This window comes from Rhizobium sp. 2YAF20 (genome assembly GCF_052114685.1).
In the GTDB taxonomy this organism is placed as follows: Bacteria; Pseudomonadota; Alphaproteobacteria; order Rhizobiales; family Rhizobiaceae; genus Rhizobium.
Map to the genome: position 1 here is coordinate 52406 of NZ_JBFRFF010000003.1, position 20698 is coordinate 73103.

Here is a 20698-nt window from a genome sequence, read left to right on the forward strand (position 1 = left end):
CGCGATCGGGCGCTTGCCTTGCAACGGCTCCATGCGCAAATTATGCGGATTGGGCCATTTGCACGCCTGACCCCTCGATGAAAAAAAGCCGCTATGCATTATTGCGGCTGGAAATCAAACCACCACATGCTATTAAAATCGCACGAACCAAGCTGTGGGCCTTGACCCCGCATGTGAAAGGAACATTTATGAGCGGCATCCACGAATTCATCGATAACGAAGTAAAGAGCAGCGACGTCGTTCTTTTCATGAAGGGCACCCCGCAGTTTCCGCAGTGTGGCTTCTCCGGCCAGGTTGTCCAGATCCTCGATTACATCGGCGTCGATTACAAGGGCGTGAACGTCCTGGCAGATGCGGAGATTCGCCAGGGCATCAAGGAATACTCGAATTGGCCCACCATCCCTCAGCTTTATGTGAAGGGCGAGTTCATCGGTGGCTGCGACATCATCCGCGAGATGTTCCAGGCGGGCGAATTGCAGCAGCACTTCCAGGAACACGGCATCACCGTTCGCGGCGCCGCCTGATCGGTCACCGGGCCCTTTCGTCCGGTTTCCACATTCCGTTTGAATATGAAGGCGCTGCCTCCGGGCAGCGCCTTGCCCTGTTCATGGGCCTGTTTATGGGATCTACGTCGTGACGAATTCACTACAGGCGGTGTCCGCGGGCCGGACGCCGATGCGCAAGGCCGAGTTCATCACGCTCGCAGCGCTGCTGATGGCGCTGAACGCACTGGCGATCGACATCATGCTGCCCGCACTCCAGCAAATCGGCTCCAGCCTCGGCGTCGATAATGAAAACCACCGGCAGTATATCGTCTCCGCCTATCTCCTCGGCTTCGGCGGCGCGCAACTTTTCTACGGCCCCCTGTCAGATCGTTTCGGCCGACGCCTGCCCCTGTTGATCGGGCTTGCCGTCTACATTTTTTCGGCAATCGGCATCGCAGTCATCCCATCCTTCGTCGGCCTGCTGACGCTCCGCTTCATTCAGGGTCTCGGCGCCGCGGCGACCCGCGTCATCACCATTTCGATCGTCCGCGACATCTACGGCGGCCGGCAGATGGCCGAGGTCATGTCGCTCATCATGATGGTTTTCATGATCGTTCCGGTTATCGCGCCCGGCACGGGACAGATCATCATGCTCTTCAGCACCTGGCATATGATCTTCGTTTTCATCGCTACAGTTGCCGTCGGCGTCCTGATCTGGATGTATTTCCGCATGCCGGACACCTTGCATCCCGACGACGTCAGACCGTTCACGGTGAAGTCGGTCGCGGCCGGCTTCGTCATCGTTCTCACCAACCGTGTCGCGCTCTGCTACACCATTGCCAGCACATTCATCTATGGCGCACTGTTCGGCTTCATCAATTCGGCGCAACAGATCTATGTCGGCATCTACAAGCTCGGGATCTATTCGCCGCTCGCCTTCTCCGGCGTCGCGGTGTTCATGGCCTTCTCATCCTTCGTCAATTCGCAGCTCGTCGGCCGCTTCGGCATGCGGCGGCTGTCGCACGCGGCATTGCTCGGCTTTGTCGCAATTACGTCGATATGGCTGCTGGTTCAGTTGCTGGGCTCGGGGCCGATGCCCTTCGCGCTCTTCATGTTCTTCTTCGCGCTGGCGATGTTTCAGTTCGGCTGGATCGGATCAAACTTCAATTCGCTGGCGATGGAGCCTCTCGGCCATGTCGCCGGCACCGCCTCTTCCGTCCTCGGCTTCATGAGCACGGTCGGCGGCGCGCTCATCGGCGCTGCAATCGGCCAGACGTTCAACGGAACCGCAACACCAATGGTGACAGGCTATTTTGCAGTGTCCGTCATCGGCCTGTTCTTCGTCCTGATCGCCGAGAAGGGCAAGCTCTTCCGTCCGCAGAATGCGCCGCCACCCGCCGATAGCACCCTTGCCCTCCACTGACAGGCCCACGTCATGAACCCCACCCATATACCGCACGCAGAACCGCAGGGCTCGGCCCGCATTGGCCTTGGCCTGGTCGAGTTCATCGTCACGATCGCCCTGATGACCGCAAGCGTGGCTCTCGCCATTGACAGCATGCTGCCTGCGCTACCGAAGATCGGCCAATCGCTCGGCGTCACGAACGCCAACGATCCTCAGCTCGTGATCGGCGTTTATTTCCTTGGCTTCGGCATATCGCAGCTGTTCTTCGGCAGCTTGTCCGACACCCTGGGCCGACGGAAGATCCTGCTTGGAGGCCTTGCATTCTACGTGGTGACGATGTTTGCCGCATCCTGGAGCACCAGCCTATCAATGTTGCTGGCGATCCGCTTTGCACAGGGCATGGGTGCTGCCGCCGTGCGCATCACCACAATGGCAATCGTCCGCGATTGCTTCGGCGGCCGAGAGATGGCGCGGGTCATGTCCTACGTCATGATCGTCTTCATGATCGTGCCGATCGTCGCGCCCTCCATCGGCCAGCTGATCGTCACCTACGCGCATTGGCAGTGGATCTTCATCCTGCTCGGTGCGGCTGGAGCTGCCCTGTTCGTCTGGGCGTTCTTGAGATTGAAGGAATCCTTGCCAGCTGAAGAGCGATTGCCCCTCTCCGTCAGCTCTGTAATATCAGGCTTCAGGACAGTTCTGGGCAACCGCATCACCTGCGGCTACATGATCGGGCTCACGCTCTTCAGCGGCGTGATCTGTGCTTACATCACCTCTGTCCAGCAGGTCTTCGGCGAGGTCTACGGGCTCGGCGATTGGCTTCCCATTGCATTTGCAGCGACTGCCGGTGGCATTGCTGTTGCGAATTTTGCCAACGGCTTCTTCGTCCGCCGCTTTGGCATGCGCCGTATTTCGCATGTGGCGATGATCATCTTCACGGCCCTGGCTATCTTCGCCTATGTCATAGCGCTCATCGGCAAACCGCAGTTCGTCTTCAGCTACGTAGCGTTTTCCGTCCTGTTGATGATGTTCGCCGTCATCGCCACCAACTTCACGGCCATCAGCCTGGAGCCCATGGGACATCTGGCAGGAACCGCGACGGCGATCACCGGCTTCGTCTCGACCACGGGCGGTGCGCTTGTCGGCGGTGCAGTTGGTCAGTTGTTCGATGGCACGGTACGCCCGCTGTTTGCCGGCTTCGCTCTGTTCGGAGCCTTGACGATCGCCGCGACACTCTGGGCCGAAAACGGAAAGCTCTTTACACATCCTGGAGACGATCCGCAGCTGGAACCAGGCGCCGGACACGTCTGATCAAAGGAAAACCCCGCCCAGCCATCGCTCAGCGGGGTTCTTCGTGCATACGGTGATAGGGCGAACCGTCGTTACGCGCGGTAGCCGATGATCTCGCGGCGGATCATCCGCCAGCTTTCCATGTCGGGTGCAGAAATGATGCCGCCGGAGACGTCTCCGGGCAGATAGGGCGATCCGTCGAATTTCGCCGTATGGCCACCGGCTTCCTGCTGGATGAGGACACCTGCCAGATGGTCCCACGGCATTAGCTTTGTGTGGCTGATAAAATGCACTTTGCCGGACGCGACCATCCAATATTCGTAGGCCGAACAATTATAGTAGAAACCTAGGCGCGTCTTGGCAATGTTGGCGGCGACACGCGAGCGATCGGGCTCGTCCATATGGCTCCATGCCACGGCACAAGCCATCTCACTCAAGGCAGCAGGGGCGGCCACATTGAGCCGCGCCGCCTGACCATCCTTGCGTTGCAGATGCGCCCCAGCGCCGCGGATCGACGTGAGCGTATCGCCAAGCACCGGGTCATGAATGATCCCCGCCACCGTTTCTCCGCGAACGACCACCGCAAGAATGCTTCCAAAGACTGGGAGACCGGAAGCGAAGTTGTAGGTCCCGTCCACGGGATCGATGACGAACGCAAGCTCGGCATCGGCAAGCGCCGGCACCACGGACTTGTCGGCCTCGTATGCTTCCTCGCCGACGATCAGCGCAGTGGGAAAGCGTTCGCGCAATGCTTGGGTAATCCGCTTTTCTGCCAGCAGATCCGCCTCGGTGACGAGGTCGATCGAGGATGTCTTCTGCGCGATATCGCTCGAGGCCAGATTTCGGAACCGCGGCATGATGTCCAGCTCGCCGGCTCGACGCACCAAGCCCGCAAGAAAAGTGATTTCTTTTTCGGAAATGCTCATTGGCAACCTGCTGATTATGAAAGACGCCGACGTGATAGCCGAACCTTCATAACGGTTCGGTGACGGCAAGGCTGGAAAAGTCGAAAAGTTTCGAATCGAGCAGATGCGACGGGTTCACATGTGCAAGCGCCCTCAGCATCGTATCCTTTCGGCCCGGCATGCGGCGCTCTATATCGGCAAGCATATCCTTCATCGCATTGCGCTGAAGGCCGTCCTGGGAGCCGCAGAGGTCGCATGGAATGATGGGGAACTCCATCGCCACGGCGAACTTGGCAAGGTCGTCCTCGGCGCAATAGGCAAGCGGCCGCAGCAGCATGAGGTCGCCTTCATCGTTGAGCAGCTTGGCCGGCATCGAGGCCAGCCGTCCGCCGTGGAAGAAATTCATGAAGAATGTCTCGAGGATGTCTTCGCGATGATGACCGAGCACCAACGCCTGGCACCCTTCCTCGCGCGCGATGCGATAGAGGTTGCCGCGACGAAGGCGCGAACAGAGCGAGCAATAGGTCCCACCCTCGGGAACCTTGTCCTTCACGATCGAATAGGTGTCCCGATACTCGATGCGATGTTCGACGCCGATCCGGGTAAGATATTCAGGCAGCACATGCTTTGGAAAATTCGGCTGCCCCTGATCGAGATTGCAGGCAATGAGCTCGACCGGCAATAGCCCGCGCCACTTCAGGTCGAGCAGGATCGACAGTAGGCCATAGGAATCCTTGCCGCCGGAGAGACCGACAAGCCAGCGTTGCTGGCCCTTCAGCATCTTGAAATCGTCAAGGGCCTGCCGCACCTGGCGCAAGAGCCGTTTGCGCAGCTTGTTGAAGGACACCGAACGCGGCACATCGGCAAAAAGCGGATGCGAAGGCGAGCTGCCGTCGTCCAATTCGATGTCGTGATCGCCGGTCACGGTCGTTGCAATATTCATCCTGCCGTCCCATCGAAATCTCACCGCAGCCCATAGCAGACATTGCCATCGCAAGTCACCGGCTCAATCGCCGAACACGGACCATCCGGTGCGCGCTGCCAGCATTTCCAGCGCAACCGCGCCCAGCTGCGAATTGCCGACCTTGTTGAGGCCCGGAGACCAAGCCGCGATCGAAGCGATGCCAGGCGCGACCGCCATGATGCCGCCGCCGACGCCGCTCTTGCCCGGCAGGCCGACATGGTAGGCAAAATCGCCCGACCCATCATAGTGGCCGCAGGTAAGCATCAACGCGTTGATGCGTCGCGCCCGCTTCGGTGAAACGACCGAATGCCCGGTCGCGGGGTTGCTGCCGCGAGCGGCAAGATAGAGCCCGGCCTTTGCCAGCTGGATGCAATTCATCGACAGCGCGCATTGGTGAAAATAGACGCCGAGCACATGCTCGACCGGGTGATCGAGATTGCCATAGGAACGCATGAAATTTGCAAGAGCGAAATTGCGGAAACCGGTCTGCGTCTCGGAGCGGGCAACTTTCTCGTCGATCGTGACCGCATCATCGTCGGCGAGATAGCGCACGAACCGAAGCAGCTCGCCGATTGCTTCACGCGGCGCATGGCCGGAAAGCACGACATCGCTGATCGCGATCGCGCCGGCGTTTATGAACGGGTTGCGCGGAATGCCCGATTCATGCTCGAGTTGGACGATGGAATTGAAGGCCGAGCCCGAAGGCTCGCGACCGACGCGGGTCCACAGCTGCTCGCCGACCTTGCCGAGCGCCAGCGTTAGCATGAAGACCTTTGAAATACTCTGGATGGAAAACGGCGCCTCGGCATCGCCGACGCGGTGGACCTGGCCGTCCACAGTCGCGATTGCCAAGCCAAACTGGCGCGGATCGACCTTGGCCAGCTCCGGAATATAATCTGCGACCTTGCCCTCGCCGAGGCGAGGCAAAAGCTCGGCATGAATGCCGTCCAATATCGCTTGCAGGTCCATCATCCATCCTCCGAATACGAAAAAGCCGCCCTGATGAGCGGCTTGTCCGTTCGAAATACAGTCCGCGTTTATTAGCGCGAATAGAATTCCACGACCAGATGCGGTTCCATCACGACAGCGTAAGGAACGTCGGCAAGGGTCGGCACGCGGGCGAAGGTCGCAACCATCTTGTTGTGGTCGGCTTCGATGTAGTCTGGAACATCGCGTTCAGCGAGGCTAACGGCTTCGAGAACCGTCACCAGCTGCTTCGACTTCTGGCGAACTTCGATGACGTCGCCGGCTTTGCAACGGTAGGAACCGATGTTGACACGGACGCCGTTGACCGTGACGTGGCCATGGTTGACAAACTGACGGGCAGCAAAGACCGTCGGAACGAACTTGGCGCGGTAGACGATCGCGTCGAGACGCGACTCGAGCAGGCCGATCAGGTTTTCGGACGTGTCGCCCTTGCGGCGGTCGGCTTCAGCGAAGATGGCGCGGAACTGCTTTTCGCGCAGGTCGCCATAGTAGCCCTTGAGCTTCTGCTTAGCGCGAAGCTGCACGCCGAAATCGGAAAGCTTGCCCTTGCGGCGCTGACCATGCTGGCCAGGTCCGTATTCGCGACGGTTGACCGGCGACTTCGGGCGGCCCCAGATGTTTTCGCCCATACGGCGGTCGATTTTGTACTTGGACGATTCGCGCTTGCTCATCGTATTTCCTTTCATAGTGTTAAACCGGTTTGTTGACAAACCAGTTAAGGAAACACGCCCTCCTTTGAACCCTGATTTAAGAGTTCTGACAGGTTCATCACATTAGCGAACGGACGGACCACGGGACATGTCAAATAAAACACCGGACATTTCTGCCCGGCGTTGGAGCGGTCTTTAGGCAGAAGTCGTGGAATTGTCAACTGCGATGAGGCAATTCCATCTTCCTTTTGTAAAGGCTATCGTTGAGCCGCAAAGGGAATTGTGACAATTGATGCGTGATGACTGATGCAAGGACGAACATTGATGCGAAGACACGTGCCATTGATGACGATGTGCTAGCAGCCGCCAAAGCAATGGCAGTGCTGCAAAGGCGCAGCATGGGTGATGTTATTTCGGATCTGGCTCGCCGCCAACTTAATCGATCCCCGCCGACGCGCGAGCGAAACGGTATTCCATTGTTGACGCACAAGCCGGGAAGTCCGCCAATCACTCTGGAATTTGTCAACAAGCTCCGCAACGAACAACTATGACGTTTCTGGTGGATGTAAATGTCCTTATCGCGCTGTTCGACCCGGACCAGGTAAAGCATGATGTTGCACATCGCTGGTTCGAAATTGTTGGCAGCGAGAGTTGGGATACCTGCCCGATTGTTGAAAACGGCGTTATTCGAATCTTGAGTGAGCCATACTATCCGAGTTTCCCCGGAACGCCCGCTGTCACATCCAAGCTGCTTTTTAATATGCGAGAGCTATCCGGCGACCATTTCTGGCCAGACGACATCAGCATTCTGGATGGCGCCTTGATAGACGCACGGAAATTGCGCACCCCCGGCCACATTACTTACAGCTACCTACTCGCGCTTTCCCAGTCTCATGGAGGATTTCTGGCAACTTTCGGCCAGCGTCTCTCAGTCTCCGCGGTAAAGGGCGGCAAAGAAGCGCTTCACATCATCGCTGACTACGCGAGATAGCCGGCCCCTACTCAGCAGCCGTCTGCTCGCCATCCGCAACGTCAGGCGCATTCGGATCGCCCGGCGCGGTCTGGCAGTCCATGTCTGGGAACGCGACGACACGCTTGCCGGAAAAGTCCGTGTGGACGACGACGCTGCCCTGCTCTTCGAAATAGCTCAGCAGCCTGCGGGCCCGTCGGGCAGAGTGGGTGCCATAGGCTCGGGCAATCCGTGCGTCCGAGGGGCAGGCCTCTCCCCGGATTGCCGCCTTTGCCAGCATCAGGAACACGCCTTGCAGGTCGTCGGTAACACCCGCTGACATCGAGAGCGCCGTGGTCCAGCTCTCACTTACCGCCGTCTCGGCGTCGACCCCGGAGCGCGAAATCGCCACGCGGCGGCGAAAATCGGGTAGCGACAACGGCGAACCGGGAAGGCGGCGCATGCGTAACCGAACGAGAAACTCCTGGTAAAGCACTGAATCAGTTCGGAAAGCCGAACCTGCATCGTTGAGGATCTCAGAGAGCACGGCCGCAAGTCGCTCCTCGCGGTCCTCCTTGGAAATCTCCGCTCGGGCAGTCCGCGGTTCGCCCTCTCCAGCACTGCCGGCCGGCACCGAGCGCGAAAGTTCGGCCAGGATATCCGTCGTCGGACGCGGCGCCGGCGGGGTGCGACGCGCAACGGGGCGCTGGAACTCTTCCGGATCCGGCGTAAAGATCAGGTCTTCGACATCGGCCTTTGCGTCGGGAAGCGGCATCAGCTTGGGACTGGACGAACGCGCCGAGGTCTCGACCGTGCCGATCGTGATCGGCATCGGCCGACGCGACAGCGCCGGTCCGAGCGCCACGAAGTTACCGCGCTTCAGGTCACGAAACATCTCCGCCTGGCGGCGATCCATGCCGAGCAGATCGGCCGCTCGCGCCATGTCGATATCGAGAAAGGTGCGGCCCATCAGGAAGTTGGAGGCTTCGGCTGCCACGTTCTTGGCAAGCTTTGCCAGCCGCTGCGTGGCGATGACGCCGGCAAGTCCGCGTTTGCGCCCGCGGCACATCAGGTTGGTCATCGCCCCCAGCGACATCTTGCGGGCATCTTCCGAAACGTCGCCGGCAACGGAAGGCGCAAACATCTGCGCCTCGTCGACCACGACCAGAACAGGGTACCAATATTCGCGATCGGCATCGAACATGCCGTTGAGGAAGGCGGCCGCCGCGCGCATCTGTTGCTCGATATCCAGCCCCTCAAGGGTGAGGACACAGGAAACGCGGTGCTGGCGGATGCGGTTGGCAATGCCGGTAAGTTCTGCTTCCGAACGTTCGCCATCGACGATCACATGGCCGAATCTATCCGAAAGCGTAACGAAATCGCCCTCGGGGTCGATGATGCATTGCTGCACCCATCGCGCCGATTGCTCGAGCAGGCGACGCAGCAGATGCGACTTCCCCGAGCCGGAATTGCCCTGAACAAGCAAACGCGTCGCCAGCAGTTCCTCGATATCGAGCGTGGCCGAAGTCCCCCCGGACGCCGTTCCCATGTCGATACCGACCTGCAATGCTTCACCTCGTTCAGACAGACTCAAAAATGCGCGAACGCCCATTGTTCCGGAACGCCGCGACCCCGTCTATCAGAGAATTCGCGGGCAATCGCGAAAGCAATTGCGAAATTCACAGGGGATTGTTTTGCTGTAGAAGCCGCCGGGTCAGGCAACCTTGTCCTGCAATGTTTTGACGGGCGGCTGATCATGCTTCAAAGCTTGGGCCAAGGTCCTAATCTGCCTGCAAACCCATCCAGAACCGCGCCGTACCAACTCCGGCAAGCTCAAGGCGGATCGCCAGATCCGGGCTGATCGCCACCCGGCCGTTCAGAACTCGGGAAAGCGCAACGCGCGATATGCTGAGCCGCTCAGCGGCCTCCCTCACCAGAAGCCCAAGCGGTACCAAGATGTCCTTCCGGAGCAATTCACCTGGATGCGCAGGAGATTTCATCATCATGTAAGCCTCTTGGTGATTGTCGACATAATCCACCAGTTCAACGTCCGCCCCCGCAAAGCGAAACGTCACGCGCCAGTTGCCATTCCCCCAGATCGACCAATGGTCTTTAGCTTTCCCTTGCGCGGGTGCAGCTTGAAGGACGGCAAATAGAGCTCTGCCGATATGGCGGCGACGTCCAGCGCGGACAAGATTCGCGACAAGTCTGCAGCATATGCCGCCTGAATTCCCCAAACAGGCCCGGTCCGGTAAAAAGCCTCCAAGCCTTTGTGCCGAAATCCAACGATCATTCCGCGATGTATTGCGTATCGTTACACGATGTAACTGGCTCTTGGCTTCTCAAGCCCTCAACCCAAAACCCTGCATCAGACGCCGTGTAGCAAAATCGGGGTTGCCGGAGGTCAACTGCGCGAAGTCGAAATTGTCGGGGTGGACGGCGTCGGCCACCTGAGGAATGAGGCTACGGGCCCGGCGGGCAATAGCTTCCGCCGGATCAAGCCAGTCGACCGGCCACGGGGCGAGGCGGCGGAAAAGATTGGCCATGAAGGGATAGTGGGTGCAGGCCAGCACGACGATGTCGGTTCGTCTTCCGTCCTTCTCGACGAAGCAATGGTCGATCTCGGCTAGGACCGCCGCATCGCAGATTGTTTCGCCGCGAATATAGGCTTCCGCCATCCGCGCCAGGTTCTCAGAGCCAACCAACCGCACATGGCATTGGCTTGCAAACGATTGGATAAGGTCGCGCGTATAGGCGCGCTTGACCGTGCCTGGCGTGGCAAGCACCGAGACCAGGCCCGAGCGCGTCCGCTCCGCTGCCGGTTTGATCGCGGGCACCGTGCCGACAAAGGTCATATCGGGAAAGGCGGCTCGCAGATCGGCGCCGATGAGCGTGAATGCGGTATTGCAGGCGATGATGCAGAGTTCGGGATCATGCTCCTGCAGCAATCTGGCAAACAGAGCGATGATGCGTTGCTTGAGCGCCTGTTCCTCCCATCCGCCATAGGGAAAGCCCGCATCGTCGGCAACATAGATAAAGCCCCGCTCGGGCATCAACACCCGCGCCTCGCGCAACACCGTGAGGCCGCCGATGCCCGAATCGAACACCAGGACGGGCTTTAGCTCAGTCGTCTTCGCTGTCATCGCGCGGCTTTTCCTTGACAACAGTGGTGCGGCCGCCGCGCGGCAGTCTGCGCGGAAACCGGTCGAGGGACGAAATTACGCCGCGCAATACGCTGATTTCCTGCTCGGTAAAGGCCTGGCGCGAAAAGACTGCGCGCAGATTGTCGATCATTTTCGGCTTTTTCTCGACCGGATGGAAATAGTTGCGGGATTCCAACGCCTCCTCGACCTGGTTGAACAGGCCAAACAATTGCTCCTTTGTCGATGGACGCTGGCGGTTCGCGGCAAAGGCGGTGGCGCTCAGGTCTTCCATGCCCGACTTCATCCACTCATAGGACATCAGCAGCACCGCCTGGGCAATGTTCAGCGAGGCGAATGCCGGATTGACGGGGAATGTGACGATCTCGTCGGCGAGTGCCACTTCCTCGTTGGTGAGCCCCCAGCGCTCGCGGCCGAACAATATGCCGACCCCCTCGCCCGCCGCAAATTTCGCCCTCAGCGTCTCTGCGGCCGCGACCGGCGAGCGAACCGGCTTGTAGCCGTAGCGCTCCCGCGCCGTTGTTGCGTAGACGAAATTCAGGTCCGCGATCGCTTCTTCCAAGGTCGGAAATACGCGCGTCCCCTCGATGACGTGATCGGCCTTCGATGCGGCGGCCTGCGCCTTCTCGTTCGGCCAGCCATCCCGCGGATTGACAAGCCGCAGCTCGGCAAGGCCGAAATTCGCCATGGCGCGCGCCACCATCCCGATGTTCTCGCCCATCTGGGGCTCGACAAGAATGATGACCGGCCCTTCGGCCAGAAGCTCGCGCTCGCTATTTGTACCCGACATGAAATGATCCCTGGCGCGCGCCACCGCGCAATTCTTCAGCGAAATAGCCGCGCTGCTGGAAAACGGCAAGCCCAAAGGCGGCTCCGGCCTCAAGGATAAAGCCGGTCGAGCATTGAGCCTACCATCTCGATGCCGAGCCGCGTGCCGCCGCGCGATAGCGGAAGATGCTGGCCGGCCGAGCGCGGCATCTTGCGGGTGACAAAAAAGCAATCCGAGCCACGTGGAGCAATCTCATCCAGCTTACGCAGCGTGCCCTCCACATTGTCGTGGATCTGCCCATCCGGATCATCCCGGGAAAAGGCGATGTTCTTTGCAAAAATACGCGCCCAATAGGTGCAAGCCATGAAGATCGCCAGCGTCTGGCGGATATGTCCGGGGCGCCTGACGAGATACCAGGAGGAGCCGAGCGGCTTAGCAGCGGTCGTAAGATCGCGATAGGCGGCGTCGAGCGCTTGCGAAAGCTGGATAACCTCCAGCCCGGGACCGTTGGCAAAGGCTGCTTTCATGAGCGCCCGCAGCGCATCGAACCACTTCAACAGAGCGATATCGAGTGTCGCACGTGTTCGCGATGGAAAGACGAAAAAGGCGACGAGCGTTCCAGCCGTGGCGCCGATGATCGTCTCGCCGATACGAAGTCCCAGAAGATCGAACGTCAGCGCGCCCGTCATGCCGTAGATCAGGCAGAGCACGATGGTGATGAAAAACGTCATCGCGCCATAGGAGACCTGCACGAAATAGAAGGCGAGGAAGATCGAAACAACACAGATTGCAATAGCCAGAACCATATGCCCAACGACCAGTAATGCCAGCCCCATGCCGATCGCGATCCCCAGCACGGTTCCCACGGAGCGCTGCAACGCCTTGAGCGCCGTATCGCCCCGCGAACTGGTATTGGTGAAAACGAGGAAGGACGTCAGGACGGCCCAGAACCATCGATCTCGCGACAATAATAGGCCGACTGCCATGGCAAGCCCCGTCGCAAGGGTGATCTGAACGGCCGAGCGCAGGGCAGTATCATCGAGCGACATTCGCGGCCACTTTATCCTGGGAGCACCCGTGGTCTCGCCGCCCTCGACGCCGCTGAAGCCCGTTCGACGCCCATCCTGTATGGTCTCAAGCAACACATCACGCGCATCCCGCAACCACAGCAACGCCCGAATGGTCTCCATCTGGCCCACATCCGCCCCGGCGACCTCAAAGCCCGCCGTCTGAGATGCAATCAGGCCCTCGTCGTGCTCGAGGATAGCATGCACCAGCGCGAAGGACGGCGCGCTTTGCTGGCTGAGCACGATAACACTTTCCGCCGCCAGATGAACGTCGAACAGCCGCATGGCGATGTCGGAAGCGGGCGTATCGGCGGCGAGCGTGTCGTCTGTCGGTTTCGGGATGAAGCCTTCCGCCATCAGGACGACTTCCTTCAACCGCTCCTCCGACTGGGTCAGTGCCCGGAACGCGCTTTCCGACAAGGGACCGGCCCTGACGTCGACAGCGAGTTCCATCAGCATCTGATTGACCCTGCCTGCCACGCTCTCAAGCGACCGCAACAGATCCCTCCGCCAATTGTCGGGAAGCATGAAAATCCTGACGGCATGTGCCACCAAGACCGATACGACGCTGCCCAGGGCGACGAGCGGCATTTCCGAAAATGTCGGCCGGAAATAGGCGCCCATGAAATAGGACATGAAGGCAAACATGCCGACTGCATTCCAGCGCACGCCGAGCGACCGACCCCAACTGACGGCAAAGATAATCACTAGAAAGGCGAAATCGGTGAGGTAGCGATCACCTTCAAGGGCCGCTGCCAGGCTGACGACCGCAACGCTGACAAGACAACCGATCAGTCTCGTCGCCAGTTGCTCGGACGGCAGCTTGTCGCGAACGGTCAATCCGCCCTGGATCGAGAGCAGAATGCCCAGCGCATAGGAAACCGTCGGCAGCGGCACGATGACAGCGTGGACGATAAACAGAATGGAGAAGGAAAACGCGATTGTCAGCGTCACGCGCAGGGCCTGGCGCAGTCGCGAGAAGGCCGGGTCGTTGGCGGCCAGCCAGTCGCGAAACAGATGCCCAAGCTGCATGAATATCCTTCTCCGAGATCAGGATCTTTACGACTAAGGCCCAGCAGGCTCAGGCGTCGGCAAAAGGCACTACTGCTGCTTGACGATGCTGTCCATCGTATCCTTGAGCGAGCTGTCCTTGCCGTTTTCGTCCACGGTAAGGATGTCGTCGATGACGGCCTTGCCGCCCTCTTCCACCACTTCGAATCGAACTGCCGAATAGGCCTGGTTTGCGACATCCGTTCCCATGCAGGTCTGCTTCTTGAACCTTGCCGTGACTTCGGTCCTGCCATTGGCCGGCGCGGCCGGCTTGATCGTCACATCTTCGAGCGGGCAAGCATCCTGCCCCTGGACGATGACGTCATAGTCGAATGGCGAGATACCGTCGTCGTCGACTGCCGGAAACTTCGAGGCTGCGTCGTATTTTGCAATGAAATCCTTGCTGTAAAGGCGGTTGAGCTTTTCGGGTCCAAAGAGGTCCTGCCATTCGCTGTCGCCACCCGCCCAGTTGGAAGCCGTTGCATCCATGACCTCCTTGACCGGTGCCACGGGGTCGGCGGCGAACGTCGGCGAAGCGCCTACCGATAGAGAGACAAAGAAGGCACAGAGCGCGATTGTAGCAAATTTAGACATGCGAAATATCCGTAAAGGTCCTTGAAACGTTCGGCCGACATTAGCTCCATCCGTTTCTTTAGCAATGGCGCAGCCTCTAAAAATGCGAGCGAGCCCGATGGTGGCCACGAGCGCAAAAACGGCGTTTCGGCGCCGCTTCCGGCTTTGCGTTCCAGCCCCACGGTGCTATAGCGCGAGGGACTTCACTCCCACTCCCCGGGACACCCGGTCCCATTAGCAGAACGAGGCAGATACATGAAGAAGATCAAGGTCGCCAACCCCGTAGCCGATCTCGACGGCGACGAAATGACTCGCATCATTTGGCAGCTAATCAAGGATAAGCTGATCTTCCCATACCTCGATATCGATATCGATTACTACGACCTGTCCGTCGAGAACCGCGACGCCACCAACGACCAAGTGACGATCGATGCCGCCAACGCCATCAAGAAATACGGCGTTGGCATCAAGTGCGCGACGATCACGCCGGACGAAGATCGCGTCAAGGAATTCAACCTCAAGGAAATGTGGAAGTCGCCAAACGGTACCATCCGCAATATCCTTGGTGGCGTCATCTTCCGCGAACCGATTATCTGCAAGAACGTGCCGCGCCTGGTTCCGGGCTGGACCAAGCCGATCGTCGTCGGCCGCCACGCCTTTGGCGACCAGTACCGCGCCACCGACTTCCGCTTCCCGGGCAAGGGCAAGCTGACAATCAAGTTCGTCGGCGAAGACGGAGCGGTCATCGAGAAGGAAGTCTTCAACGCTCCCGGTTCCGGCGTCGCCATGGCCATGTACAACCTCGACGACTCTATCCGCGAATTTGCCCGCGCTTCGATGATGTATGGCCTGATGCGCAAGTGGCCAGTCTACCTGTCAACGAAGAATACCATCCTCAAGGCCTATGACGGCCGCTTCAAGGACCTGTTCGAGGAAGTCTTCCAGAACGAATTCAAGGATCAGTTCACCGAGGCCGGCATCACCTACGAACACCGCCTGATCGACGATATGGTCGCTTCGGCGCTCAAGTGGTCCGGCGGCTACGTCTGGGCCTGCAAGAACTACGACGGCGACGTACAGTCCGACACCGTCGCACAGGGCTTCGGCTCGCTCGGCCTGATGACCTCCGTCCTCCTGACACCAGATGGCAAGACCGTCGAAGCGGAAGCAGCGCACGGCACCGTCACCCGCCATTACCGCCAGCACCAGAAGGGCCAAGCGACCTCGACCAACTCGATTGCGTCGATCTTCGCCTGGACGCGCGGCCTTGCCCATCGCGCCAAGCTCGACGACAATGCCGAATTGGCAAAGTTCGCAACGACCCTCGAAACCGTCTGCGTCGATACGGTCGAAGCCGGCTTCATGACCAAGGATCTGGCGCTTTTGATCGGCCCCGAGCAGCCTTGGCTGTCGACCGAGGCTTTCCTCGACAAGATCGACGAAAACCTGCAGAAGGCGATGGCATAGGCCTTTCGCTCTAGTTCGACCAATCATCGACGGCGGGATTTCCCCGCCGTCTTGAAATCTGGGCCAATTTCGAGGTCTCCGAAGATGACGACCGTCGTCCGTCCGCTGCAGCCATCCGATCGCGCGGCCTGGGAGCCGCTATGGACCGCTTACCAACGCTTCTACGAGGTTGCCATTCCGCCGGAGACCGTTGACCTCACCTGGGGCCGGTTTCACGATGGCGCGGAGCCGATGCATGCGCTCGGCGCCTTCGACGAGGATGACCGGCTCGTGGGCATCGTTCATGCGATCTTCCATCGATCCACCTGGCTGCCGCAATGGACCTGCTACCTACAGGATCTCTACGTAGACGACAGCCAACGCGGCCGCGGCACCGGCGCGCTGCTGATAGAAGCCGTCGCTGATCTCGCCCGCGCCAACGGCGCCGGCAGGCTCTATTGGATGACCCACGAAACCAACGCCACCGCACGCAGGCTCTACGACCAGATCGCCGAGCGTTCCGGCTTCGTCCAGTACCGAAAGGCGCTGTGAGGCGTTGATCCAGCGCTGACTACACAAGCCGCGCTGAACCGATTACAGTTCCACTCCTGTCTCCAGCATCAAAAAGGGGAGCGCGTCATGTCCGAAGAGATCACGTTCTACACCAACCCGATGTCGCGCGGACGTATCGCTCGTTGGATGCTGGAGGAAACGGGCGTTCCCTACCGCACTGAATATCTCGATTTCGGCACGACGATGAAAGCGCCGGACTATCTCGCCATTAACCCGATGGGCAAGGTTCCGGCCATCCGCCACGGCAAGACCGTGGTAACGGAGTGTGCCGCGATCTGCGCCTATCTTGCCGAGGCCTTTCCTGATGCCGACCTGGCGCCTGCGGCGGATGAGCGCGCTCCCTATTACCGCTGGATGTTCTTTGCGGCCGGCCCGCTGGAAATGGCGGTCACCAACCGGGCTCTCGGCTTCGAGCCGCCACGGGAACGGCTGCGGATGATGGGCTGCGGACGTTTTGAAGATGCGATGGACACGCTGGAACAGGCTGTTTCCGGAACGCCGTACGTTGCCGGCGACCGCTTCACGGCCGCCGACGTCTATGTTGGCTCACAGGTCGGCTGGGGCCTCCGCTTCGGCTCCATCGAGAAGCGGCAGGCATTCGTCGACTACTGGGAGCGCATCAGCAAGCGCGATGCCTATCTCCGCGCCACGGAAATCGACAATGCGGCGATACCTGCGCAGCAAAACTCACCATAACGCATTGGCTTGGCGAGTTCTGTTCGCGTCAGCTGTCAGGCAGCCTGCTGCAACGGCATGTAGATATCCGTCAGCAATTCGGTCGGTGCGGCATCACGTGGATTATTGATATAGTCCTCGAACATGACAGTGTCGCGCAGTTGCCGGCCGGATTTCGGCAGCCACTGGGCAAAGAGCCATTGGTAAGCTTTGTGCATGTCCGCATAGGGACCCTTATGGCGCAGCACCGCATATTCGCCGCCATCGACGGCGCGGCGCACGAGTGGCGGTTCGGCCGGGATATTGGACCCGGCGGTGACGCAGGCAAACGAGCGTAGCTTGTCGAGCGGGACGATATCAGGATCATCAAGATAGAGGCCGATCATCTTCATGTCGGGCGTGATCAGGCCGCGGGCATGCAAGGTGCCGTGCAGCGTTTCGAAAGCCCGGCTGATCTGCATATAGGAGCCGGTGTGGGGTACCCCGATTAGCTCGAGGGCGGGGATGGTGCGAAGCGTAACGTCGAACATGGCATTGGCCTTTCCACTATTGTTGGGTCCGAAGATCGTATGGCTTCCCTCTTTCCGATATCGCGCCGGCGGCATGCCGTAGACTGATTTGAAGATGCGATTGAACGATTGGAGATTGGGATACCCAGACCGCTTTGCAATTTCGCTGACTTGAAGATCGGTGCGAACGATATCCCCGGCGGCGCGGTGCAGCCGCAGCCGTTTGACCGTGGTGGCCAGCGTCTCGCAGTAGATCGCCCGATAGATCCGGTGCCAGTGATAGCTCGACATGCAGGCGATTTCGGCAAGCCTATCCATATCGAGCTCTTCATCCAGATGCTCGTGGATATAGGCAGAAACCCGTCTCAGACGCGCTTCATAAAGTGCCCATGCCGTTTCGCCATTCATATCGGAACCTCATGCAATTCGATCGTCCATAGAAAAGCATAACCCGATTTGACAAATCCTGCTGACTTGGCGACGTCTGAAAACACTAACGGCGGAGACCCTTAAGCCCCCGCCGCCTGAAAATCCCACCTCGCGGCCGGCCCCTAGCCGGCAAGAGCGCTCGCGACCGCCTCGATCGCCTCATCTGCCTTCGAGCCATCCGGACCGCCGGCCTGCGCCATGTCAGGCCGGCCGCCGCCACCCTTGCCGCCGAGCGCTACGGACGCGATGCGAACGAGATCAACGGCGCTGAAGCGACCTGCCAGATCCGGCGTCACAGCAACGACGGCGCTTGCCTTGCCGTCGTCAGAGACGCCGATGAGCGCGACGACACCAGAACCGATGGTTGTCTTGCCGTCGTCCGCGAGCCCCTTCAGATCCTTGGGATCCACGCCGGCGATGGATTTGCCGAGAAACTTCACGCCGCCGATCTCGCGAACCGCGTCGACGGAACCGCCCTGCCCGCCACCCATGGCAAGCTTGCGCTTGGCATCGGCAAGCTCGCGCTCCAGCTTGCGGCGCTCGTCCATCAGGCTCTCGACACGGCTGACCAGTTCGCTCGGCTGCACCTTCAGCACAGTTGCCAACGTCTTTACGCGGTCGTCCTGCTCGGCGAGATAAACCCTGGCGGATTCGCCAGTCACGGCCTCGATGCGGCGAACGCCAGCACCGACGGCGCTTTCAGACAGAACCCTGATGAGGCCGATCTGGCCGGTCGCCGCGACATGCGTGCCGCCGCATAGTTCGACGGAATAGGGCCTGTTCGATTTGACGCCTCGTACGCCCTGGCCCATCGAGACGACGCGAACCTCGTCGCCATATTTCTCGCCGAACAAGGCCATCGCGCCCTCGGAAATGGCGTCGTCGACGCTCATCAGCCGTGTGGTGACAGGCGAGTTCTGCAGCACGATCTCGTTTGCCATATCTTCGACGACTTTCAATTCCTCCGCCGACATCGGCTTTGGATGCGATACGTCGAAGCGAAGGCGCTCGGGCGCCACCTGCGAGCCCTTCTGGGCAACATGCGTGCCCAGCACCTCGCGCAATGCCTCGTGGAGAAGATGTGTTGCTGAATGGTTGGCGCGCAGGCGACCGCGCCGCGCATGATCCACCGTCAGGGCAACGGCGTCGCCGACCTTGATCGTCCCCTCGGAAACCGTGGCGATATGCGAGAAAAGCCCATCGCCCTTTTTCTGGGTGTCGCTCACTTCGAGTTTGGTATTGTCGCCGGCGATGATGCCGGTATCGCCCATCTGGCCTCCAGATTCAGCGTAGAACGGCGTCTGGTTGACGATGACCTGAACCTTGTCGCCCGCAGCCGCGCTCTCGACTGCAACGCCGTCCTTGACGATCGCCAGAGCCACGCCTTCCGCCGTCTCGGTATCGTAGCCGAGAAATTCCGTGGCGCCGTGCTTCTCGCGGAGCTCGAACCAGATGGTCTCGGCCGCCTTGTCGCCGGAGCCTGCCCAATGCGACCGCGCCTCAGCCTTCTGTCGCTCCATGGCATCGGTGAAGCTGCTGATATCGACACCGATACCGCGCTCGCGAAGCGCGTCCTGCGTCAGGTCAAGCGGAAAGCCATAGGTATCGTAAAGCTTGAACGCGGTCTCGCCGTCGAGACGATCGCCCTTCGCCAGCGTCGATGTTGCCTCGGACAGCAGCGACAGGCCGCGCTCCAGCGTTTTGTGGAACCGGTTCTCCTCGAGCTTCAGCGTCTCGGAGATCAGTCCTTCGGCCCGGACCAATTCCGGATAGGCACGCCCCATCTCCTGCACCAGCGTCGGCAGAAGCTTGTACATCAAGGGATCCCTTGCGCCGAGCAGCTGCGCATGCCGCATAGCACGACGCATGATGCGGCGAAGCACGTAGCCTCGACCCTCATTGGACGGCAGAACGCCATCAGCGATCAGGAAAGCGGAGGAGCGCAGGTGATCGGCAATGACCCGGTGGCTCGCCCGGTGCTCGCCCTCGGCCATGACGCCTGTTGCTTCCTCGGATGCCTCGATCAGTGCGCGAAAGAGGTCGATGTCGTAGTTGTCGTGCTTGCCCTGCAGCAAAGCGGCAACGCGCTCGATACCCATACCGGTGTCGATCGACGGCCGCGGCAGTGCTACGCGCTCCTCCTTCGACAACTGCTCGAACTGCATGAAGACGAGGTTCCAGATCTCGATGAAACGGTCTCCATCCTCATCAGGCGAACCGGGAGGTCCGCCCCAAATGTGATCGCCGTGATCATAGAAGATTTCCGAACAGGGACCGCAGGGGCCGGTATCGCCCATCGCCCAGAAATTGTCGCTGGTGGCGATGCGGATGATCCTGTCATCCGGCAACCCGGCAATCTTCTTCCACAGATTAAAGGCATCGTCATCGGTGTGGTATACTGTGACCAGTAGCCGCTTGGCGTCGATATCGAATTCCCTGGTGATTAGGTTCCAGGCAAGCTCTATCGCTTGCTCCTTGAAATAATCGCCGAAGGAGAAATTGCCGAGCATTTCAAAGAACGTATGGTGACGCGCGGTATAACCGACATTGTCGAGGTCATTGTGCTTGCCGCCGGCGCGAACGCATTTCTGCGCGGTAGACGCAGTCTTGTATGGCCGATTTTCCACGCCGGTAAAGACGTTCTTGAACTGCACCATGCCCGCATTCGTGAACATTAGCGTCGGGTCGTTGCGCGGAACGAGCGGGCTCGACGGAACGATCTCGTGCCCATTCGTCTTGAAGTAGTCGAGAAAGGTCGACCGGATTTCGTTCACGCCGCTCATGCTATGCCCTTCATTGCTGCCGAAGGCA

At 59.8% G+C, this 20698-nt stretch carries 21 protein-coding genes; 8 read left to right on the top strand and 13 right to left on the bottom strand.

The window, feature by feature from the left end:
* The first annotated feature begins 188 nt into the window (after nt 1–188).
* From grxD to AB4Z52_RS06300, 3 genes are all read left to right on the top strand, one after another.
* A complete protein-coding gene (gene grxD / locus AB4Z52_RS06290) occupies nt 189–524 on the top strand; it encodes a Grx4 family monothiol glutaredoxin (protein ID WP_442217284.1) in 336 nt (111 codons plus the stop codon).
* Between the two features lie 151 nt (nt 525–675).
* Nucleotides 676–1908 carry a multidrug effflux MFS transporter gene (locus AB4Z52_RS06295; RefSeq protein ID WP_442217285.1) on the top strand — a complete coding sequence of 411 codons (1233 nt, stop codon included), beginning with the start codon at nt 676–678 and terminating at the stop codon, nt 1906–1908.
* 12 nt (nt 1909–1920) lie between these two features.
* Nucleotides 1921–3201, top strand: coding sequence for a multidrug effflux MFS transporter (locus AB4Z52_RS06300; RefSeq protein ID WP_442217054.1), 1281 nt, complete (start codon nt 1921–1923; stop codon nt 3199–3201).
* Between the two features lie 71 nt (nt 3202–3272).
* Here the strand turns inward: AB4Z52_RS06300 and AB4Z52_RS06305 are convergent, their stop codons facing one another.
* From AB4Z52_RS06305 to rpsD, 4 genes are all read right to left on the bottom strand, one after another.
* Complete coding sequence (locus tag AB4Z52_RS06305) at nt 3273–4106, bottom strand: inositol monophosphatase family protein (RefSeq protein WP_442217055.1); 834 nt, start codon at nt 4104–4106, stop codon at nt 3273–3275.
* A 46-nt stretch (nt 4107–4152) separates the two neighbouring features.
* Nucleotides 4153–5028: a tRNA 2-thiocytidine(32) synthetase TtcA gene (ttcA, locus tag AB4Z52_RS06310; RefSeq protein WP_442217056.1), complete on the bottom strand. Its 876-nt coding sequence runs from the start codon at nt 5026–5028 to the stop codon at nt 4153–4155.
* Nucleotides 5029–5091: 63 nt separating this feature from the next.
* On the bottom strand, nt 5092–6021 hold the full coding sequence (locus AB4Z52_RS06315) for a glutaminase (protein WP_442217057.1): 930 nt from the start codon (nt 6019–6021) through the stop codon (nt 5092–5094).
* Nucleotides 6022–6089: 68 nt separating this feature from the next.
* Nucleotides 6090–6707 carry a 30S ribosomal protein S4 gene (rpsD, locus tag AB4Z52_RS06320; protein ID WP_111161338.1) on the bottom strand — a complete coding sequence of 206 codons (618 nt, stop codon included), beginning with the start codon at nt 6705–6707 and terminating at the stop codon, nt 6090–6092.
* Between the two features lie 278 nt (nt 6708–6985).
* Here rpsD and AB4Z52_RS06325 point away from each other — a divergent pair, with 278 nt between their 5' ends.
* Both AB4Z52_RS06325 and AB4Z52_RS06330 read left to right on the top strand, forming a co-directional pair.
* Nucleotides 6986–7237 (top strand): CopG family transcriptional regulator, encoded by a 252-nt coding sequence (locus AB4Z52_RS06325; protein WP_442217058.1) that lies wholly within the window; start codon nt 6986–6988, stop codon nt 7235–7237.
* Entirely contained in the window at nt 7234–7677 is a 444-nt protein-coding gene (locus tag AB4Z52_RS06330) for a TA system VapC family ribonuclease toxin (RefSeq protein WP_442217059.1), read from the top strand. The genes AB4Z52_RS06325 and AB4Z52_RS06330 overlap by 4 nt, the downstream gene beginning before the upstream one ends.
* Nucleotides 7678–7684: 7 nt before the next feature.
* Here the strand turns inward: AB4Z52_RS06330 and AB4Z52_RS06335 are convergent, their stop codons facing one another.
* From AB4Z52_RS06335 to AB4Z52_RS06365, 7 genes are all read right to left on the bottom strand, one after another.
* A complete protein-coding gene (locus tag AB4Z52_RS06335) occupies nt 7685–9202 on the bottom strand; it encodes a helicase HerA domain-containing protein (RefSeq protein WP_442217060.1) in 1518 nt (505 codons plus the stop codon).
* Between the two features lie 214 nt (nt 9203–9416).
* The gene (locus AB4Z52_RS06340) at nt 9417–9710 is read right to left on the bottom strand and encodes a HigA family addiction module antitoxin (protein WP_442217061.1); all 294 of its coding nucleotides are present in this window, start codon (nt 9708–9710) and stop codon (nt 9417–9419) included.
* Entirely contained in the window at nt 9707–9928 is a 222-nt protein-coding gene (locus AB4Z52_RS06345) for a type II toxin-antitoxin system RelE/ParE family toxin (protein WP_442217062.1), read from the bottom strand. The genes AB4Z52_RS06340 and AB4Z52_RS06345 overlap by 4 nt, the downstream gene beginning before the upstream one ends.
* Nucleotides 9929–9977: 49 nt before the next feature.
* Nucleotides 9978–10778, bottom strand: a complete 801-nt coding sequence (gene murI, locus AB4Z52_RS06350; protein ID WP_442217063.1) for a glutamate racemase — start codon at nt 10776–10778, stop codon at nt 9978–9980.
* Nucleotides 10759–11586, bottom strand: coding sequence for an RNA methyltransferase (locus AB4Z52_RS06355; RefSeq protein WP_442217064.1), 828 nt, complete (start codon nt 11584–11586; stop codon nt 10759–10761). The genes murI and AB4Z52_RS06355 overlap by 20 nt, the downstream gene beginning before the upstream one ends.
* An 89-nt stretch (nt 11587–11675) precedes the next feature.
* On the bottom strand, nt 11676–13664 hold the full coding sequence (locus tag AB4Z52_RS06360; protein WP_442217065.1) for an FUSC family protein: 1989 nt from the start codon (nt 13662–13664) through the stop codon (nt 11676–11678).
* A gap of 69 nt (nt 13665–13733) precedes the next feature.
* Nucleotides 13734–14171 (bottom strand): hypothetical protein, encoded by a 438-nt coding sequence (locus AB4Z52_RS06365; protein WP_442217286.1) that lies wholly within the window; start codon nt 14169–14171, stop codon nt 13734–13736.
* A gap of 339 nt (nt 14172–14510) precedes the next feature.
* Here AB4Z52_RS06365 and AB4Z52_RS06370 point away from each other — a divergent pair, with 339 nt between their 5' ends.
* The 3 genes from AB4Z52_RS06370 (at nt 14511) to AB4Z52_RS06380 (ending at nt 16970) form a co-directional block, all read left to right on the top strand.
* Nucleotides 14511–15722 (top strand): NADP-dependent isocitrate dehydrogenase, encoded by a 1212-nt coding sequence (locus AB4Z52_RS06370; protein ID WP_442217066.1) that lies wholly within the window; start codon nt 14511–14513, stop codon nt 15720–15722.
* An 84-nt stretch (nt 15723–15806) separates the two neighbouring features.
* On the top strand, nt 15807–16253 hold the full coding sequence (locus tag AB4Z52_RS06375) for a GNAT family N-acetyltransferase (RefSeq protein ID WP_442217067.1): 447 nt from the start codon (nt 15807–15809) through the stop codon (nt 16251–16253).
* Between the two features lie 87 nt (nt 16254–16340).
* Nucleotides 16341–16970, top strand: coding sequence for a glutathione S-transferase family protein (locus tag AB4Z52_RS06380; RefSeq protein WP_442217068.1), 630 nt, complete (start codon nt 16341–16343; stop codon nt 16968–16970).
* A 35-nt stretch (nt 16971–17005) separates the two neighbouring features.
* Here the strand turns inward: AB4Z52_RS06380 and AB4Z52_RS06385 are convergent, their stop codons facing one another.
* Both AB4Z52_RS06385 and alaS read right to left on the bottom strand, forming a co-directional pair.
* Nucleotides 17006–17866, bottom strand: a complete 861-nt coding sequence (locus AB4Z52_RS06385) for an AraC family transcriptional regulator (protein WP_442217069.1) — start codon at nt 17864–17866, stop codon at nt 17006–17008.
* Nucleotides 17867–18009: 143 nt separating this feature from the next.
* On the bottom strand, nt 18010–20670 hold the full coding sequence (alaS, locus tag AB4Z52_RS06390; RefSeq protein ID WP_442217070.1) for an alanine--tRNA ligase: 2661 nt from the start codon (nt 20668–20670) through the stop codon (nt 18010–18012).
* Nucleotides 20671–20698: the final 28 nt, after the last annotated feature.